General features: G+C 39.4%; 15 protein-coding genes and 1 tRNA gene. 14 read left to right on the top strand and 2 right to left on the bottom strand.

The window, feature by feature from the left end:
- Positions 1-52: 52 nt before the first annotated feature.
- Positions 53-889, bottom strand: coding sequence for a phytoene/squalene synthase family protein (locus ABS766_RS10490; RefSeq protein WP_408085101.1), 837 nt, complete (start codon positions 887-889; stop codon positions 53-55).
- Positions 873-2351: a phytoene desaturase family protein gene (locus ABS766_RS10495; RefSeq protein WP_408085102.1), complete on the bottom strand. Its 1479-nt coding sequence runs from the start codon at positions 2349-2351 to the stop codon at positions 873-875. Before ABS766_RS10495 ends, ABS766_RS10490 begins: the two co-directional genes overlap by 17 nt.
- A gap of 241 nt (positions 2352-2592) precedes the next feature.
- Between ABS766_RS10495 and udk the strand changes: the two genes are divergently transcribed.
- The 14 genes from udk to ABS766_RS10565 all read left to right on the top strand — a co-directional run bounded on the left by udk (position 2593) and on the right by ABS766_RS10565 (position 19565).
- Positions 2593-3201, top strand: coding sequence for a uridine kinase (gene udk / locus ABS766_RS10500; protein WP_408085103.1), 609 nt, complete (start codon positions 2593-2595; stop codon positions 3199-3201).
- A gap of 54 nt (positions 3202-3255) precedes the next feature.
- On the top strand, positions 3256-3600 hold the full coding sequence (locus ABS766_RS10505; RefSeq protein WP_408085104.1) for an FtsB family cell division protein: 345 nt from the start codon (positions 3256-3258) through the stop codon (positions 3598-3600).
- Between the two features lie 15 nt (positions 3601-3615).
- The gene (locus tag ABS766_RS10510; RefSeq protein WP_408085105.1) at positions 3616-4983 is read left to right on the top strand and encodes a methylmalonyl-CoA mutase subunit beta; all 1368 of its coding nucleotides are present in this window, start codon (positions 3616-3618) and stop codon (positions 4981-4983) included.
- A gap of 171 nt (positions 4984-5154) precedes the next feature.
- The gene (gene scpA / locus ABS766_RS10515; RefSeq protein ID WP_408085106.1) at positions 5155-7290 is read left to right on the top strand and encodes a methylmalonyl-CoA mutase; all 2136 of its coding nucleotides are present in this window, start codon (positions 5155-5157) and stop codon (positions 7288-7290) included.
- Positions 7291-7301: 11 nt separating this feature from the next.
- Entirely contained in the window at positions 7302-8414 is a 1113-nt protein-coding gene (locus tag ABS766_RS10520) for an acyltransferase family protein (RefSeq protein ID WP_408085107.1), read from the top strand.
- A 55-nt stretch (positions 8415-8469) separates the two neighbouring features.
- Positions 8470-9099: a carbonic anhydrase gene (locus ABS766_RS10525; RefSeq protein ID WP_408085108.1), complete on the top strand. Its 630-nt coding sequence runs from the start codon at positions 8470-8472 to the stop codon at positions 9097-9099.
- 179 nt (positions 9100-9278) lie between these two features.
- Positions 9279-9352, top strand: a tRNA-Pro gene (locus ABS766_RS10530).
- 303 nt (positions 9353-9655) lie between these two features.
- Positions 9656-10210: an RNA polymerase sigma factor gene (locus ABS766_RS10535; RefSeq protein WP_408085109.1), complete on the top strand. Its 555-nt coding sequence runs from the start codon at positions 9656-9658 to the stop codon at positions 10208-10210.
- A 130-nt stretch (positions 10211-10340) separates the two neighbouring features.
- Positions 10341-11210 (top strand): FecR family protein, encoded by an 870-nt coding sequence (locus ABS766_RS10540; protein ID WP_408085110.1) that lies wholly within the window; start codon positions 10341-10343, stop codon positions 11208-11210.
- 193 nt (positions 11211-11403) lie between these two features.
- Complete coding sequence (locus tag ABS766_RS10545; protein ID WP_408085111.1) at positions 11404-14502, top strand: TonB-dependent receptor; 3099 nt, start codon at positions 11404-11406, stop codon at positions 14500-14502.
- A gap of 526 nt (positions 14503-15028) precedes the next feature.
- A complete protein-coding gene (locus ABS766_RS10550; RefSeq protein ID WP_408085112.1) occupies positions 15029-16354 on the top strand; it encodes a hypothetical protein in 1326 nt (441 codons plus the stop codon).
- Between the two features lie 89 nt (positions 16355-16443).
- Complete coding sequence (locus ABS766_RS10555) at positions 16444-17319, top strand: T9SS type A sorting domain-containing protein (protein ID WP_408085113.1); 876 nt, start codon at positions 16444-16446, stop codon at positions 17317-17319.
- A gap of 72 nt (positions 17320-17391) precedes the next feature.
- On the top strand, positions 17392-18162 hold the full coding sequence (locus tag ABS766_RS10560; RefSeq protein ID WP_408085114.1) for a hypothetical protein: 771 nt from the start codon (positions 17392-17394) through the stop codon (positions 18160-18162).
- Positions 18163-18206: 44 nt separating this feature from the next.
- Positions 18207-19565, top strand: coding sequence for a S41 family peptidase (locus tag ABS766_RS10565; RefSeq protein ID WP_408085115.1), 1359 nt, complete (start codon positions 18207-18209; stop codon positions 19563-19565).
- The last annotated feature ends 76 nt before the right edge of the window (positions 19566-19641 follow it).

The following is a 19641-nucleotide window of genomic DNA, read 5'->3' on the forward strand; positions in this document are numbered from 1 at the left end:
TGTTATAAAAAAGGGCTAAAGTGTTAATCGTTATAAAAACTCCTAACCGGCATTATATCCAGTTAATTTTATTCCTTATAAATGTCTTGCACAAAATAATGCCCTTATAATAATCAGGAACGCGTGTGCGCGTAGTCCTGATATGCAATGCCGATTTCCTGTTCAGTTTTTTTAGCAATGCTACATAGTATTTGTAGGCTAACAACACCCCAAACCTGCTGCTTGCAGGCAGCTGCCTTACCCCGGTAAGCGCTTCTTTAAAGTCGGCTTTTATATCCTCAATAATTACATTTTTACTGGCTTCGTCGAGGCTGTCAAAATTAATATTCGGAAAATAAGACCGGCCTAAATTATCAATATCATTGGCATAATCCCTTAAAAAATTCACTTTTTGAAAAGCAGATCCAAGTTTCATGGCATAAGGTTTTAACTGCTCATACATATCCTTATCCCCGTCTACAAAAACCTTAAGGCACATTAGCCCCACTACATCAGCAGAACCATAAATATAAGCCTTATAAGCATCAGCATCATCATAATCTATTTTATTCAAATCCATTTTCATACTCCGCAAAAAATCTTCAACAAGCTCCTGCATCTCATATTTAAGTACAACCTCCTGAAACGAATTGATAATGGGGTTCAGGCTTATGTTGTCTTGTAAAGATGTATGGTATTCCTTTATAAACCTTTCCAGCAATTCCTGCCGGTTATAGTCCAAAAAGCTGTCCACTATTTCGTCGGCAAACCTTACAAAACCATAAATAGCATAAATATTCCACCTGATTTTTTTACCAAGCAGGCGTGTGCCTAAAGAAAAAGAGGTACTGTACTGGTGGGTAACCAGCTTACTGGCCTTGTAACTTGTATGATCAAATGTTGCCTTCACTCCTATGGTATTTATATATTAAATCGCTTACAATTTTCCCTGAAATTAAACTTGGCGGAACACCGGGGCCAGGTACCGTTAACTGTCCGCAAAAGTATAAGTTATCTACTTTTTTACTTTTAAGCTTAGGCCTTAAAATATGGGTTTGCAACAGTGTATTGGCAAGCCCGTAGGCATTACCTTTGTATGAGTTATATTGTGATATAAAATCGTTTACCCCAAAACTCTCATAAAACAAAATATCTTTTTTTACCTCCTGCTGTATATTTTTCTCCAGCCGTTGTATAACAATATCAAAATACTTTTGCCTTAGCTGTGGCGTGTCTTCCAGGCCGGGCGCAATGGGTATTAAAAATATACCACACTCTTTACCCTCCGGAGCAACGGTAGCATCTGTAACACTCGGAAAACTACCATAAAACAACGGCTCTTCCGGCCAGGTTTTAGTGTCATATATGGCTTTTTCATGCTTACTGAAATCAGCATCAAAAAACAATGAGTGGTGTGCTATATTTTTTAGCCTTGTATCAAACCCAACATAAAAAAGCAGAGACGAAGGTGCAAATTTCCTGCTCTCCCAATAAGCATCACTATATTGTTTATATTCCTTTGGCAGTAATTTTTCTGCATGGGCATAATCAGCTCCGCTCAAAACTATATCACATTCAACCCTTCCGGTATTGGTAATAACGCCAGATACGGTACCTTTTGTAACTTCCAAACCTTCAACATTGGTATTGGTTTTAAAGGTAACCCCTAATTCCTTTGCCAAAAACTCCATTGCTTTTACCACCTCATACATACCCCCTTCGGGATGCCACGTACCCAATTGAAAGTCTGCATAATTCATAAAGTTATAAAAAGCAGGGGTATCTACCGACTTAGCGCCTAAAAAAAGTACCGGAAATTCTAATATTTTTCTCAAATGCGGATTTACAACCACATTTGCAACCTGTTTTTTTATGGATGTAAAAAATAACCCGAGTTTTTTTACCGTCTCTGGTGTAATAATTTCAAACAGGTTTTCACCGGGCTTATACACTAAATCTTTAATGGCAATATCATAATTGCTTTGCGCATTCTCTATAAAGCCTTTCAGTTTTTTGCCGCTACCCTGTTCAATACGCTCAAAGGTGGCTATAATATCATTCAGGTTATCAGCTATATTTATTGACTCATTATTTTCAAAAAAAACCTTATAAGCAGGATTAAGTTTATTCAGCTTATAAAAGTCAGACGGCTTATGGCCAAATGCCCTGAAAAAATCTTCAAAAACATCGGGCATCCAATAAAAGGTAGGTCCCATATCAAATGTAAAGCCTTCGCGTTTTAACTGGTTGGCACGGCCTCCAACATGATTGTTTTTTTCTAAAACAATAACATCATATCCTTTTTGGGCCAAAAAACAAGAAGAAGCCAGAGATGAAAACCCTGAGCCTATAACACATACCTTTTTTTGCATTTTAAAATGTATCAATAAGGGGTAAAAGGTTTAAGAAATATGAATACCAACCTTAATAAAGTGGCAAGATAAAATATCTTGCCACTTTAAATTCTAAATAAAAAGTTAATTAAAAATACATTTCTGCAAAAGCCGTCTCACTTTTAACAGGCTTTTTCATCACAAACAAGGTTTTATTTTTTATTGCGGGTACAGGTATAAATATTACTATTTTTGCACTGAAACAAACAATATATTTTACATGCTTATTATTGGTATTGCCGGGGGTACGGGCAGTGGGAAAACTACTGTAGTACACCAGATTATGAATGAATTGCCGCTTACGGAAGTAGGTATTATAAGTCAGGACCATTATTATAAAGAAACACACAGCCTAAGCTATGAAGAGCGGACAAAAATTAATTTTGACCACCCACGCGCTATAGATTTTGATTTGCTGTACAGCCACCTTAAAGACCTTAAAGAGGGCAAGGTCATACAGCAGCCGGTATACTCTTTTGTAACGCATGACCGTACCGATGATACCATACACACCCATCCGCGCAAGGTAATGATTGTAGAGGGCATACTTATTTTGGCTGATAAAACACTGCGAGACCTGTTTGATATTAAAATATTTGTGCATGCCGACCCTGATGAACGCCTGATAAGGCGCCTTAAGCGTGATATTGCAGAAAGGGGCCGCGATATGGAAGAAGTGCTTAACCGCTACCAGACTACACTTAAACCAATGCATGAACAGTTTATAGAACCAACAAAGGCCTATGCGGATATTATTATACCAAATGACAGGTATAATACCGTGGCTATAGATGTAGTGCGTGCCGTAATTAACCAGCGTATTTTATAGCCTGTAAAAACAAAATTAGTATCTTGTAAAAATGTATAACCTGTACACCAGACTATGAAGTTTTTTAAGAAAACCGCAAAACGCTACCCCTTTCTCAAAGTTTTAGGGAACCGTTATGTACTGGTTATAGCTTTTGTAGCCGTATGGCTTATTTTTCTTGATAATTACTCGTATTTTGAACACCGCATACTGGATAAAGAAATTGACAAGCTTGAAAAAAACAGGGACTTTTATGTGCGGGAAATAAAAAAAGACAGCACTGGCATTAAGCAGCTTAAAAACCCCGAAGAAACAGAAAAATACGCCCGCGAAAAATATTATATGAAGCGCGATGATGAAGACATTTACATTATTGAGTTTGAAGAAGATGCCAAAACGGCAAAAGACACGGCGTCTTGATAAAAACCACAGTATATGCAAAAAAAACTTTTTAGTGATTTTGGCCCGGTACCATCAAAGTTATGGAAACAACGCATACAATATGAGTTAAAGGGTGCCGATTATAACGATACCCTGGTTTGGGAAAGCCCCGAGGGTATAAAGGTGAAACCTTTTTACCACAGAGATGAGGCTGCAGGTACCTACGGTGTAACTACAATACAGGAATTTAAAATCGGCCAGCCGGTTTTTGTACAAAATACCGAAAGTGCCTTAAAGCGCGCCCTTAAAACCGTTAAAAAAGGTGCAGAAGCACTGGTGTTTATAATTCCGGATAACAATACAGATATCAAATCTTTATGTGAAGGGCTGCCAGAGAGCCTGCCGGCTTTTTTCTATTTACCTTCATTATCAATCGATTTAGCTAAAAATATTGATGCTTTTGCTAAAAGAAATAAAGCTGATTATCTCATAATGGCCGATCCGGTGGGCCACCTTGCTAAAGAGGGCAACTGGTATACAGGCCAAGACAATTTTGAGGTGCTAAATACGCTGGCAATATCTTGCAAAAGCCCAGTAATATCAGTAAACAGCAGCCTGTATCAAAACTCGGGCGCCAATATGGTGCAACAAATTGCCTATACACTGGCACACGCTAATGAATATTTTAACCGTATAGCAACCATACAAAACCCGGTTGTAATAGAGGCAGCGGTTGGCAGCAATTACTTTTTTGAAATTGCAAAATTGCGTGCCATAAGGCTCTTATTCGGCACTATAGCAGCAGAATATGGGCATAACCCAAACTGCCACCTTATAGTTTCGCCCACTAAAAGAAATAAAACGCTTTACGATTATAATGTAAACATGCTGCGCACCACTACCGAGTGTATGAGTGCTATACTGGGCGGCGCCGATACTGTTGTGAACTTGCCGTATGATACCCTTTATCATAAAGGAAATGAGTTTGCAGACCGTATGGCGCGTAACCAGTTACTTATTTTAAAAGAAGAAAGCTATTTTGATAAGGTAGCTAACGCTGCAGATGGTACTTATTATATTGAGGAACTCACCCAGCAGCTTGCAGAAAAAGCATTAGAACTTTTTAAACAAATTGAAGCAGGTGGCGGATTTATTGAACAATTAAAAGCAGGCAACATACAGCGGAAAATACAGGAAAGTGCAACCAAAGAACAAGAGTTGTTTGATGGTGGTAAAGAAATACTGGTGGGTACTAATAAGTACATTAATAAAAGTGATACAATGGGGCATGATTTAGAACTGTACCCGTTTATGAAGGTTAAGCCGCGCAAAACACTTGTTACCCCCATTATAGAAAAAAGGCTTGCCGAAAACCTGGAGCAGCAAAGGCTTGAGGAGGAGAAAGAAAGTGAAAGTCATTAATGTGTATATTTACAAGAAACCGCAATTAATGGAAGCAGTACAAAGAGTATTTATGTCAGAATCATGCTAAATTCAAAACTTCCGTTTTGATACCTTTAAATTAAGCAGTAGTTTAATCATATAGAAAGCGGTTTTTCACACTTTACTTAAATCGGATAACTGGAAAGACTTATGAGGAAAAACCTTCAACATATAAAAATAGAGCCTAAAGCCACGCAGCAATCTGAAAACACTTATAAAACTGTTTTTAATACGGCTGAACGCATTACAGTAAAAAGAATTTATTCTGAAACCGATACCCAAAACCTTGAGCACCTTGATTTCGCAGCAGGGTTTCCACCATTTTTGCGGGGGCCGTATACTACCATGTATGTACGCCGCCCGTGGACCATCCGCCAGTATGCGGGGTTTAGCACCGCCGAAGAAAGTAACGCTTTTTACCGCCGGAATCTGGCCGCAGGGCAAAAGGGCCTCTCGGTAGCGTTTGACCTGGCCACCCACCGCGGGTATGACAGTGACCATGAACGTGTGGTAGGTGATGTGGGCAAAGCAGGGGTGGCAATAGATTCTGTTGAAGATATGAAAGTGCTGTTTGACGGTATCCCGCTTAATGAGATGTCGGTTTCTATGACCATGAACGGAGCTGTACTACCCATTATGGCATTTTATATTGTCGCGGCAGAGGAACAGGGTGTTTCTCCAAAGCAACTTTCGGGTACTATACAAAATGATATTTTAAAGGAGTTTATGGTGCGTAATACGTACATCTACCCCCCTGCCCCGTCTATGCGTATTATTGCAGATATTTTTGAATATACTTCGCAAAATATGCCACGCTTTAACCCAATAAGTATTTCAGGGTACCACATGCAGGAAGCCGGGGCTACTGCTGAAATTGAACTGGCCTACACATTGGCTAATGGGCTTGAATATGTACGCTCTGCTATAAAAGCCGGAATGAAAGTAGATGACTTTGCCCCTAACCTGTCGTTCTTTTGGGGTATTGGCATGGACCATTTTACTGAAATTTCGAAAATGCGTGCCGCCCGTATGCTTTGGGCAAAGCTCATGAAACAATTCAACCCACAAAACGAGAAGTCACTCATGTTGCGCACCCACTGCCAAACAAGTGGCTGGAGCCTTACCGAGCAAGACCCTTTTAATAATGTGGCACGTACATGCATTGAAGCGGCAGCAGCGGCCTTTGGCGGCACACAGTCGTTACACACCAATGCGCTGGATGAAGCCATAGCGCTGCCAACCGATTTTTCGGCACGCATTGCGCGTAATACCCAGTTATATCTTCAGGACGAAACAAAAATTACCAAAACAACCGACCCCTGGGCAGGAAGTTATTTTGTTGAAAATCTTACTGAGAAAATTTCCCATAAAGCATGGGAACTTATTGAAGAAGTAGAACAACACGGCGGCATGGCAAAAGCCATAGAGGCCGGCATACCTAAATTGCGTATTGAGGAAGCCTCGGCACGCAAGCAGGCACGTATAGATAATGGCGAAGATGTAATTGTGGGCGTAAATAAATACCGCCTTAAAAAAGAAGACCTGCTGCAAACGCTGGAGGTAGATAACCAAACAGTGCGCAAACAGCAGGTGGCAGGTATAGAAAAAATTAAAGCAGGCCGGGATAACAGCCTGGTAGCCGAAAATTTGACCGCATTGACCGAAGCCGCCAAAAGCGGCAATGGTAACCTGTTGGAGCTTGCCATTACTGCAGCACGTAACCGTGCCACACTAGGCGAAATAAGTGATGCATTAGAAAGCATATTCGGACGATATAAAGCACAAACCAAATCATTTACAGGTGTGTACAGTAAAGAAATAAAAAATAACGAAAGCTTTGGAAAAGCGCGGCAGCTGGCAAATGAATTTGCCAAGCTTGAAGGCCGCCGCCCACGCATTATGATAGCTAAAATGGGGCAAGACGGACACGACCGCGGTGCCAAAGTAGTAGCTACCGGCTATGCCGATGTGGGGTTTGATGTAGATATTGGCCCGCTGTTTCAAACTCCTGCCGAAGCAGCAAAACAGGCCGTGGAGAATGATGTGCATATACTGGGCGTTTCATCCCTTGCAGCAGGGCATAAAACGTTAGTACCACAGGTTATTGAAGAGCTTAAAAAATATGGCCGCGAAGATATTATGGTAATTGTGGGTGGTGTAATACCCAAGAAGGACTACCAATATCTTTTTGATACGGGCGCCGTGGCTGTGTTTGGGCCGGGCACTAAAATAAGCGAAGCTGCCATAATGATATTGCAAATACTTATAGAAGGTTTTGAAGCCTAATAGTACTATATTTGGCTACTTTACAACAAAATATACGGCTAACACAGCTTGACGGGCTTAGGGGAATCTTTGCACTTATAGTGGCAGTGTTTCACTTTTCACACTTTTCACAGGTTAAAAATGCAACCTACCTGTCAAACTTTGTAATTTCTCAGGGCGACCTTTTTGTAGATTTCTTTTTTGTGCTTTCCGGTTTTGTAATCAGCCTTAACTATTATAATAAAATACACACGCGGGCAGATTTTTTGAAATACCTGAAAAAAAGATTCCTGCGCCTCTACCCTCTGCTTTTTTATACCTGCATTGTATTTGTATTATTTATGCTGGTTGCAGGCAAATTATCAAACAGTGAGTTGGTAGTTGAATCGTTAAACACAATATTACTCCTTAATTCAACAGTTTTATTATCAGACTCGGCAGGTATGAATTATCCTTCATGGTCAATTTCATCTGAGATGATTTCCTACTTTATCTTCGGATGCCTTACTTTATTCACAAAATGGAGAACAAAATACATAGCTGCGGTTTTACTGGTAGCATGCGCCATATTTTTATTTTCAGTCAACAGCTATATGGAAACCTGCCGTTGGGGGTTTGTAAGAGGCTTGTTATGCTTTATTACAGGATATTACAGTTTTCTCGCTTTTAAAAGATATAATCCGCTTACAATTCCTGCTTTTTTGGATTACCTCATGCCTGTTCTCTTGCTGTTCATTTTATATATAAGATTCCACTATAACCATGAAAATAAACTGTTTACTATGATTGTAATTCCTCCGTTTTTCGGCTTTTTCATTTTTATATATGCCCAAAGCAAAAGTTATCTCGTAAAACTGTTAAACACAACACCTTTGCAATTTCTTGGCAAAATATCTTACTCTGTGTACCTTAACCATGCTGTAGTAATGCTGGTACTGTTTAAAATAGCCTTTGGCTTACTCAAACTGCCGGTAGCAAATAGTACTACTGCTTTTGTACTTATAGCATATATTATACTATTGATTATTTATTCATACCTTACTTACTTTTTTATAGAGTACAAAGGGCAAAAACTTATAAAAACCAAGATATTTTCAAGACATAATAATGCACACATTCCAGATGATTACGTCAATAAAAATTAATAACGCAATATGTTTTAATTACTATATATTTTAAAAAAAACTAATAATTACTACAATGGATATTAAAAGAGCTTTTGAAAACAACCGTGAGTGGATAGAAAAACAACTGGGAACAGACAGTAACTATTTTGATGACCTTGCCAAAGGGCAGTCGCCCGAAATATTATATATAGGCTGCGCCGACAGCCGCGTTACTGCCGAAGAGTTAATGGGGATAAAACCCGGCGAGGCATTTGTGCACCGCAATATTGCCAATATGGTGCCCAATACCGATTTAAATGCTATGTCGGTTATTAACTATGCTGTGGTACACTTAAAAGTAAAACATATTGTAGTATGCGGCCACACCAACTGCGGCGGTATAAAAGCGGCCATGCAAAGTATGGATTTAGGTATACTCAACCCATGGTTACGAAATATAAGAGATGTATATCGCCTGCACCGTAAAGAACTTGATGGCATTGAAGATGAACTGGAGCAGTATGACCGCCTTGCCGAACTTAACGTGCAAGAACAGTGTATTAATGTAATTAAGACTGCCGAAGTACAAAAGGCTGTGGCAGAGCGGGGACTTACAGTACACGGATGGATTTTTGACCTCCGCACAGGCAAACTGATAGACCTTAAAATAGACATCGAAAAAATTATGCGCGATATTGTAAATATCTACAGGATACATTCTTAATACACAATATGAATTTCTTAAACTAAAGACAATGTAAATATTAATATATCAGTATATGAAAATGTAATAATGACTGAAACAACGCTCAGGTAAATAATTTTATTGATACATGGATAATTTTAGGTTAGTTCCTGATTTTTTTATCAAAAACTAATATATTTGCACTCCTTTTAAGGAATCGGGATGTAGCGCAGCCTGGTAGCGTACTAGCATGGGGTGCTAGGGGTCGCTGGTTCGAATCCAGTCATCCCGACATATTATAGAAAAACCACTTGAGCAATCAGGTGGTTTTTGTTTTTTTACACTTAAATCAATCACTTACAATAATCTGCTAATTCAGTATTTTCTGCAATTTAATTGCTATTTAATGTAAAAAGGCATCCTTTTAGGCATCCAAAAAAAATAAACGAAATAATATTTAACGTTAGTACGAGTAAATTAATTATACTTTAATCCTTGATAGTCAATATTAATAAATTATTAAATGGAGAGAACAGTAAAAGTTTAAAACAAGGTTAGTTTACATTTGTAGTTAGTTTTATTACCAAACTACACCATGAAAACCAACTTAATAAAAAAACTCAGAGAAGGGGATGAAACTTCTTTTAAGGAGGTTTACGAACTTTATCATTACAAAGTGTTCTGTTTTGCAAAAAAGTATACTTCTCAGGTTGCAGATGCAGAGGATATAACACAAAATGTTTTTATACACATCTGGAATTATAAAACGAAATTAAATCCGGACACAAGTTTTGAAGCCATCCTGTTTAAAAGTTCAAAACAGGAAATTTCAAAATGGTATAAAAAGCAAAACAATTTTTTTTCAATAGAAGATACACAGTTAATTAAAGAACTGGAAATGGCAGAGGAAACAGAAGAAATTGATGTGGAAAAAATTGAAAAATTATTGCAGCAGATCCCTGAAAGGAGAAGAAAAATTTTTAAACTTCATAAACTTGAAGACAAAAGTTACAACGAAATAGCTTTAGAAATGAATATGTCTACAAGCGCAGTGGCAAACCAGGTTTCTAAAACACTTCAATTCCTTAAAAAGAATTCCCTTAAATATTACGAATTTTATTTCATGCTGTTATTTATAGGAAATAATTAGCCCGGTTAAATAAACGTTACTTTTTTTAACAAATTGTTAACGTTGCTTTTTACACGTGATTTTTTTAGACATAGCAAACTAATATAGATATGTGTGAGATAACACTAAATGTATATTTAGATTTAATGCTATGAAAACCAATAAAAATACTAACCCAAGTTTTAGGGAAGAGTGGGAAAAAATACCGGCAAGGGGTATAATTCCACACGAATCAAAGATTCGAATGTGGCATAATATACAGAAAGCCACTCTAAGAAAACGCAGGCAATATTATAAGCTGGCAGTGGCTGCCAGCATAGTGTTATGTATGTTTGCCGGCGCAGCATACCAGTTTCTCTATAACACGGTACCTGCACAAATAGTAGCTACTAAAACCTTTCCTACAGATATACGCCTTTTGCGGTTAAATGATGGAACGCGTGTTTGGGTAAATGAAAATACTGAAATTAAATACCCTAAAGAATTTACCGGAAATGAACGTAGGGTGACTTTGAAGGGTGAAGCTTTTTTTGAGGTTGCCAAAGATGCGACAAAACCATTTATCATTACATCGGGGGGCATTACAACAACAGTTGTAGGTACTTCCTTTACTATTAAAGCATATAATAATGCCCCTGCCGAAGTACACGTTAGGACAGGAAAAGTTAAAGTTGAAGGCAAACAAAATAGTGTTTTTTTAGAAAGGGGGTATGCTACAGTACTTGCAAAAGATACTGAAATACTAAACAAAGAAAGAACAAAAATTCTTGAACCCGAATGGAAAAAAACACTTATTGATGTAAATAACCTCACCCTAAAGCAGGTTGTAGAGCAACTGCAACATTTACATGCTTTTAAAGCAGAATACAGTGACCCGGAGCTTATGAAACTTAAAATTAAAGGTACGCTCGATACCCGGCAGGGATTCCCGAGGGTGTTGGAAACCGTGGCATTTGCCCTGCATCTAAATATCTCACAAAAAGATTCAGACACCTACTACATAACCAGGTCTGGAGAATGAACTGGCTCTCTATAACATCTACATAATTACAAAAAAACAGTACAAAATTACCATCATGAACAACACTTCTTCAAAGCGGTTTACATCAGCTTTCAGTCTAGTATTTTTATTATTTTTCTGTGCACCATGCGTTCTATTTGCCCAAACGGGTACCGTATCAGTTAATTTTAAAAACGCCTCGCCAAAAGAAATCATGGATAACCTCGAATCACGCACGCCCTATAAATTTATATACAGCGATGATACAAATCTGGATGCGCCACGTATTTCTCTTGTAAAAGAAAACGTATCGATAGACGAAGTATTAAAAGACCTGCAGGAATTAACCAAACTTAATTTTATGAGGGACGGCAATAATATAGCCGTGAACAGGAAAAAGGAAAAAAAAAAGGGAAAAATAACAGGGAAGGTAGTAGATGAAACCGGTTTCGCGCTACCCGGGGCTACCCTGTTTATTGAGGAAACCGGAGTTACGGGTATTTCAGATAACGATGGCAATTATGTGCTGGAAGCCGAACCCGGCACCTATACAATACAGGCAAGTTTTATTTCCTATCAAACCCAGCAAATTACGGGTGTAAAAGTAACAGAAAGCGATGTTACACCACTTAATATTTCTTTAAAAGAAGATGCTCAGTCCCTTAACGAAGTAGTAATTACCTACACCTACCAAAAAGCGAGGGCCACTACAGAGGGCATGCTGCTGGAACAGAAAAATGCAGCGCAACTGTCTGATGGTATATCTGCCGAACAGATAGAAAGAACGCCTGACAGGGATGTGGGTGCAACATTAAAACGCATTAACGGAGTAACTACTATAGATGAGCGTTTTGTAGTTGTGCGCTCTATGGGTGAGCGGTGGAACCAAGCCATATTAGATGGTATACCGCTGCCAAGCACAGACCCTGTACAGCAGCAGTTTAACTTTGAGCTTATACCTACAGCCATGGTAGAAAGTGTTGTGGTAAGCAAAAATGCCACGCCCGATATGTATGCCAATTTTGCGGGGGGTTACGTAGAAGTACGTACCCGCGACATACCAAAAGAAAATTTTACCACAATTCAGGTAGGAACTTCTTATAACGACCGCAGTACTTTTAATGACCGCCTCACCAAGCAAATGGGAAACACCGATTATTTAGGTATTGACGATGGCACGAGAGACTACCCGGCAGACCTGGAAAATATTCCCCTACCGGATAATGAAGCGGCTTCCGGCCCATACTTTGAACAGTCAAGAAGGTTTACACAAGATAATTTTACAACCTATAAAACAAACACCGCGCCGGGGTCTTCTTTACAGTTTGGTATAGGGCGTGTTTATGAAATGGATAACAACAGCCGCTGGGGCTTTGTGGGCTCTTTAATATTTCGCAACACGCAGGAACAGTTACAAATAGACCACACAGAAAGGGGTACCTGGATGTGGAACAGCAGTTTTGCGCCTGAAGGCGAAGATGGGCGGGAATATGCGGTGTTTGAACAGTATGGCTTTAAAAATTCGGGTGCTTCTTATACCTATAATTCAGTATTAGGAGGCATGTTTAACACCGGTATACAATGGGGCGACCACAAAATTACGCTGCGTAATACCCTGTTGCACATATATGATAACACATTAACACAAATAACAGGGTGGAATTACTATGGCGATTCTCAAAGCGATATTTTAAATGGTACCGCCCTACCCTACACCCAGGAAATTGATTATCCGGTATACCAGACTTTTCTGCAAAACAAAATTGAAGGGGAGCACAAATTCGGAAAACTCGAGGTAAAATGGTATGCCGCTTACAGTGATGTTTCTAAAGATACCAAAGATGCTACCTTTATGAATAAACTCAGAACAAGGGTTGGCGATGATGTACTGGTTTATCAGCAAATTTACAACAGCAGCCTAAATAATTTAAAGAGGGCTAATTTTACCAATACAGAAAAAGATTACAACGCAGCCATCAACTTCAGCTATCCCTTTAATTTTAGCGAAAGCTTTACTAATAATGTTAAGGCGGGGTATTTCGGAACGTATAAAAAAGCCACCAACCGGCAGGAGTCGGCCTCTTTAATGGTAGCCGGCCAGGGTACCAACAGGGCCGATATTTATTTTCCTGTTTCTGAATTATTAAATGGCTCTTACTACAATTGGGGTGGTTTTGGCTGGACAAGGCCAACACTTTATGGAAATCAATATATAGGCGATGTAAAAATACATTCCCCCTTTTTAATGCTGGATAATAAGCTGGGTAAATTTGTACGGTTTGTATGGGGCTTACGCGCCGAAAGCTTTTTGTATACGCAAATTGCAAGCCAGTCAGACAACGAACTTTCTTTTGAGGCAGAACAAAAAGATGATGTGCTTTGGCAATACCTGCCATCGGCCAACCTTACTATTAGCCCTACAAGCAAAACCAACCTGAGGCTGGGCTACAACAAATCGGTACTACGCCCACAGTTTGCCGAGCGCTTAAAAATACCGTACTATGACCCTGTCCGTTCAGCCAACGTATTAAACTTTACAGAAGGCATTACTTCTACCATTGTAGAAAATTATGATATAAAAGCAGAGTGGTTCCCCACACGCGGCGAAATTCTTTCAGCAGGAGTTTATAAAAAGAAAATAAAAGACCCGATAGAGGCTATAACGCAAATAGGTAGTGATGGCGGTTCCAGGAGCATTTACAATATAAACTCCCACAGCGCCAAATTATGGGGGCTAGAAATAGAGCTGTATAAAAACCTTACGTTTTTAGGAGAAGGCGAAACCCTTAAAAATATTTACCTGTATGGCAATGCTGCCTTTAACAAAACGGAAGTAACCGGATATGTAAATTTTGACGGTACCGGGGGGCTTTATGAAGCTAACCGTCCACTGTATGGACAATCACCCTATAATTATAATATCGGGATGGATTATATTGGCGAACGTCTAAACCTAAGCATACGCCAAAACGGTACGGGTGATCAATACATACTGGTTGGCTTTGATTATAACGCTGAAGAGATACGCATGCCTTATGCTATAACAGATGCCCAGATAGGGTACCGCTTTTTGCCTGAAAAAAATCTGGAACTACGGTTAGGAATAAAAAACATGTTTGATACTCCTATAGAAATATACAACAATAATAACAGCTATTCTAAACTACTTGATGTTCCCATTGGTACAAACCCCCGGAGCCAGAGGGGCTTAGGTGCAGGGGCTACCCGCCATTATGATGAGGGCATAGACAGGCTGCTTTTTAAAGCCTGGAGCGGCAGAACTATCAGGCTGTCTTTAAACTATTCTTTTTAAACACCTGTTTTTATTGCTATATCAACATTATTTCAAAGTAAAATTTATGTTTTTAAAAACAATCAAACATTAACAATGTGTTAAGGATAATTACAAGGGGTGATTTTTACAAGCGCGCAAATCTAATATAATAAACCCCTACGCAATGTTGCACGGCCGTAAACAATGCAAAGGCAAACAAACGTTCTTACTTATTGTAGTAACTGTAAAAATGCTCCCGGAGCAGGCGCCCACCACCAAACCATGCCATCGCACATATAAAAGCGAATGTGCACCGGGTTTGCCACGTTTCCCGGAATATTAACAGTGCAGTTGCTACATCGTACAGATGCAAACCTTTCACGTAAAACTGCCTGAAAGGCGAAAGCGGATTTCAAAAAGATAAGTATTCCGGGTGGTAAAGCGGAAAGTGCTTATTAGTTACCTACTTTACCAAAAAAAGGGAGGCCTAAGGGAAGAATTTTTGCTGCTCTACCCAAAGGCCTGAAAATAAATTGGCAGCAAAAGTAATCAATTTTTAATTATCATGAAAAAATTATTTTTGTCTTTATTAGCAGTGGCAGGCTTATACTCTTGCCAAAACGATGATGCTGCACTGGCAAGCTCTTCTTTTGATATGCAGGCAACCGGTGCAGATTATAATGACCAATGCACTAAGCCAAGGGTTGTAGTAAGTGGAAATATTACTACCAATACTACCTGGACAAATGATACTGTATGGGTTATTAGTGGTGTAGTACGTGTAAAAAACAATGCTACTTTAACTATTAATGCCGGTACCTATATTGTAGAAGACAATACAGTTACCACAGGTGCTAATGGCGTATTGGTAATAACCAGGGAAGGCTTTATTGACGCTAATGGCGAAGTAGATGCCCCTGTTGTGTTTACCAGCTCAGCGCTTCTTGACTGTGATGCTGCTACTGTAGCTGCACCGGGCGATTTTGGCGGTGTGGTGCTTTTAGGGGCAGCTCCAGTTAATACAGGTTTAACAACCAACATAATTGAAGGCCTTAATGACCAGCCTACGCCATCTGATTTTTACTATGGTGGTAGTTCAACTACTGATGATTCAGGCAGTATGAGCTATGTGCGTATTGAATATGCAGGACGTATTTTAGGTGATCCGGAAGCTGGTAACGAAATTAACGGCCTTACATTTGGTGGTGTAGGAAGCTCAACTAATATAGACCATGTACAGGTATCATGGGGACTTGATGACGCTTTTGAATTTTTTGGAGGTACAGTAAACGCTTCACATCTTGTTGCTTTCTCTAACGATGATGACAGTTTTGACTTTGACAACGGCTATGTAGGTAGCATTACCAAAGCAATTGCTGTAGCAAACGAAAATTCTACGCACAGTACAAGCAGCGGAAGCCCTGACTCTAATGGTATAGAGCTTGATAACAATGCTACCGGTACATCTACAACTGTTATTACCCGCCCTGTTATCAGGCAAATGTCAATAGTAGGATTTAAAAACGCTACCGATGCTTCAGCTCTTGAAAACGGTATACACGTACGCAGGCTTGGCCAGATAAATATTGCACAATCTACAGTTACAGGTTACACTAACGGTATCAGGTATGATGTTAACCCTACGCTATCTGCAAAATCAAGCTTATCTATACACGGGTTTACCAATTATGCTTTCGCATCAACAGGTACATACTCACAATTTCAGCTTATAGGCGCTGGGTCTACCCAGTCTACCGCTGCTTCGGCTCCAACATGGGGTACATCTCCATTCCAGCCTTTCTATAACGAGCCTTCATTTAGCTTGTTAAGCGGAAATACCGGTGCTTTTGCTACAGAAGCAAACTGGACAGCAAGCTGGACACAGTTTTAATCTGTTTCAATTTAATTATAATTAACTATATGGGCTGCCCGGTTAGGGGTTTACTACCTGTAGGGCAGCCTTTTTTTAAACCTCTTAAAATGAAAAAAAAATTATTATTACCTGTTTTTGTATTTATTTCAACTATGGCATCAGCCCAGTTTACCGTTTGGGAAGATGATTTTAACGATGGTGACATTTCTGACTGGACCGTACTGGATTTAAATGAAGATGATTTTTCCTGGCAGGCCAATAAAAACATGCAACTTAATGAAGAAGGCGTTTTTGACCTTACTATTGGAGATTATAATGTACTGGCCGTTTATGGTATAGACCTTGAAACAGGTGGCCCTTTAGGTGATAGTGAGTTTGTTTTTGACGAATGGGCAGTAAGCCCCGCCATAGACCTGTCTTTTTATGCCGGTGCCGGCGAACTGGTTATAAACGCTCAGGCAGCTATATATGGATCTGGCGAAATATTAACCGTGTATGCTTCAACCTCAATGGATCCCGAAACCTTTGAAATGGTTGGGACAGTAGACTTATTACGCCCCGAAATTGATGATGTTGCGCTATTTAGTGACTATACACTGGACATTTCCGATTATATAAGCGAGCCTGAGGTGTACATAATATTTAATTGTTCTGGTAACAACAATGCATTAAATATTGGTATTGAAATAGATAATGTACACATAATTGCCGAAGAAATTGCTACCGGTATTGAGGGCATAGCCGGTAAAACAACAACCAAAATAAAACAAAACCCTGTACAGGATAACCTGCAACTGCAACTGGCCAACACCATTAATAATGAAGCGCTTAGCCTGAACATATATAATATAAACGGTATGCTTGTAAAACAGGCTGCTTATAACGAAAATGGCATTGCTGTTACTGATTTAAGCAGCGGTATGTACTTTGTAGTACTTACAGACGGCGCCGCAACCGAACGTTTAAAGTTCATAAAAAAGTAAGTTTATTTGTTGTGTTGTTAAGGGCATTGCCGTATAAAAGCGGTAGTGTCTTTACCTTTTTAAATCTCTCTCATGAAAAATATGTTTAAGCTGTTGTTTGTTTTTGCTTTTGCGATTATACTTTTTACGGGTTGTAATGATGACCTTACGCCGGTTTATGAAGAACAATATCCCGGAAAAATAGTAATACGGGGCTATAACGCCCTGACAGATTCACTACAGGTAACCGCCAACGGGGAGCTGCTTGAAATAAATAACGAACTGGCATTTACCGGTACAATATCAAAAGATTATCAGTTTGTGTTTTATAATAACCAGGCAGAAACCATTAGTATACTCAATAAACAAACAGGCGAAGTGCTCACCTCCTACACATTCACCTCCGGTAATATTTCAGATACCCTATCCTTTTATTATAACGATGGTATTTTCCTTAATGATGTACTTTCATACAAACCCGGGGTTTTAAGCGCAACCGGGCGCACTGGTTACCGGTTTATCTTCCCTACCCTTAACCGCTACTCCAACAGCGGCTATAACGGCGCGCTTGATGCTATTATTAAAAAAGTGAATGGCGAAGTATTGGGCGTGGCAGAAAATATTACTAAAGAAAGTTTTAGCACCTTTGTAGAATTTGCCTATGCCCCACCCCCAATAATTAATATAGAACTTGTTAAACATGGCACTACAGAGCCTTATATTACCGGGCAGCCGGTTGTAGTTCAGCTTGTAATGCAAAATAACAAGTCCGGGCTTATAGTGTTGAATGAAACTGCAAATGAAAACGGGGCTTTTTCCGGAGTAGATGCCACTATAAACTTAGTTGATTATTTTAATTATTAATAGGTAAGCTGCGCCTGCAAGGCAATTAAATTATCCACACAGCCATGAAAACCCTGATACATTACGCTCTTATATTTTGGGTAGTTACGGCGGTTTCCTGCCAGCATGATGATGGGCCTGAAGTTTATACTGAAGGCTCAAATGAATATGTAAACCAGTGGGCTTATACACAAATGAAACGATATTACTACTGGAATGGCAGCATGCCCGGAGAGGGCGACTTATCTGCTGATCCAAAAGAATATTTTGCACAATTGCTGCATCCTGAGGATAGGTTTTCATATACCCTGCACCCAAACATGCCTGACACATACCCTAAAAGTATGCGTAGCGTTTATGGGTTTGATATGGCTTTTATCGAACTCCAGGGGCAGGTATACGGTATAGTGTTATACGCTTTATCAGGTTCTCCGGCATCTAATATTGGCCTGCACCGGGGTAGTTACATCAGCTCTATAAATGGCATAGCTTTAGACCATCAAAATTACGAACTGCTTTATAATGATTTGGTTAACAATAGCATGGGCGAACTGCAAGTGATGGAATATACCCCCGAAACAGGTTTTTCAGGCCCTGTTACTGTTACTATATCAAAAGGATTCACGCTTTTACAGCCGCTCACATATCGGGTAATTGATATTGAAAATCATAAAACAGGCTACCTGTTAATCCACCATTTTGATGTTGGCCTTGCGCAGTCTTTTCTGCAAACCTTTACTACCTTTAAAAGCCATGCTATAAATGAACTGGTGATAGACCTGCGTTATAACGGCGGCGGGGATGTTTCGTCAGCAACTGCATTGAGCATACTCACCGCGCCCGGCATACAAGCTGATGATTTGTTTATAACTTTTGAAGGAAATAACAATGGGGGTACTCTGCACCAGTCTTTCAAACAGGCATTAGAGATGAATGAAACTGAAGTAAGCTTTCAGGCATTAAGGAGTGCGCACCCTTCGTTACAAAGGGTTTATATTTTATGTGGAAAACATACTGCATCTGCCTCCGAAATTATTATTAACAACTTAAAGCCTTATATGGAAGTTATTACCATAGGCGAAAAAACAGTTGGTAAAGATGTGGCAGGATTTGCCATAGAAGATAACAGGATTGAAGGGCAGCAGGGCTGGGAACTGCACCCATCAATATATAAAATATACAATGCTAATGGCCAGGGCAACTATTCTACAGGCATCACCCCTACCATAGCACTTAACGAATTGCCGGAGCCAATGCTTTATCCACTGGGTGATCCCGGCGAAGTGTTATTACAAAAAGCTTTACAGGGAATATCTGGCAACGGCAGGATAAAAATGGATACAGGCATAAATGTTTTAGCAATGCATACTACAGATAAAGACTACGGACCTGTTTTGATTAACGATATCACGGTACTTCAATAAATTTGCACTTAATAAAAATATAAGCGTTCGCCTCACTAATATTAAATATAAGAAAATAATATTTTAGTATATTTTT

Source organism: Flavobacterium rhizosphaerae (genome assembly GCF_046000445.1).
GTDB classification, from domain to species: Bacteria; Bacteroidota; Bacteroidia; order Flavobacteriales; family Flavobacteriaceae; genus Flavobacterium; species Flavobacterium rhizosphaerae.

Bases quoted from the DNA above. Each gene is read 5' to 3' on its own strand.
- ABS766_RS10550 (WP_408085112.1), top strand. From the start codon at position 15,029: ATGAAAAAATTATTTTTGTCTTTATTAGCAGTGGCAGGCTTATACTCT.
- udk (WP_408085103.1), top strand. From the start codon at position 2,593: ATGCTTATTATTGGTATTGCCGGGGGTACGGGCAGTGGGAAAACTACT.
- ABS766_RS10555 (WP_408085113.1), top strand. From the start codon at position 16,444: ATGAAAAAAAAATTATTATTACCTGTTTTTGTATTTATTTCAACTATG.
- ABS766_RS10505 (WP_408085104.1), top strand. From the start codon at position 3,256: ATGAAGTTTTTTAAGAAAACCGCAAAACGCTACCCCTTTCTCAAAGTT.
- ABS766_RS10510 (WP_408085105.1), top strand. From the start codon at position 3,616: ATGCAAAAAAAACTTTTTAGTGATTTTGGCCCGGTACCATCAAAGTTA.
- ABS766_RS10560 (WP_408085114.1), top strand. From the start codon at position 17,392: ATGAAAAATATGTTTAAGCTGTTGTTTGTTTTTGCTTTTGCGATTATA.
- ABS766_RS10535 (WP_408085109.1), top strand. From the start codon at position 9,656: ATGAAAACCAACTTAATAAAAAAACTCAGAGAAGGGGATGAAACTTCT.
- ABS766_RS10525 (WP_408085108.1), top strand. From the start codon at position 8,470: ATGGATATTAAAAGAGCTTTTGAAAACAACCGTGAGTGGATAGAAAAA.
- ABS766_RS10545 (WP_408085111.1), top strand. From the start codon at position 11,404: ATGGATAACCTCGAATCACGCACGCCCTATAAATTTATATACAGCGAT.
- ABS766_RS10540 (WP_408085110.1), top strand. From the start codon at position 10,341: ATGAAAACCAATAAAAATACTAACCCAAGTTTTAGGGAAGAGTGGGAA.
- ABS766_RS10495 (WP_408085102.1), bottom strand. From the start codon at position 2,351: ATGCAAAAAAAGGTATGTGTTATAGGCTCAGGGTTTTCATCTCTGGCT.
- scpA (WP_408085106.1), top strand. From the start codon at position 5,155: ATGAGGAAAAACCTTCAACATATAAAAATAGAGCCTAAAGCCACGCAG.
- ABS766_RS10565 (WP_408085115.1), top strand. From the start codon at position 18,207: ATGAAAACCCTGATACATTACGCTCTTATATTTTGGGTAGTTACGGCG.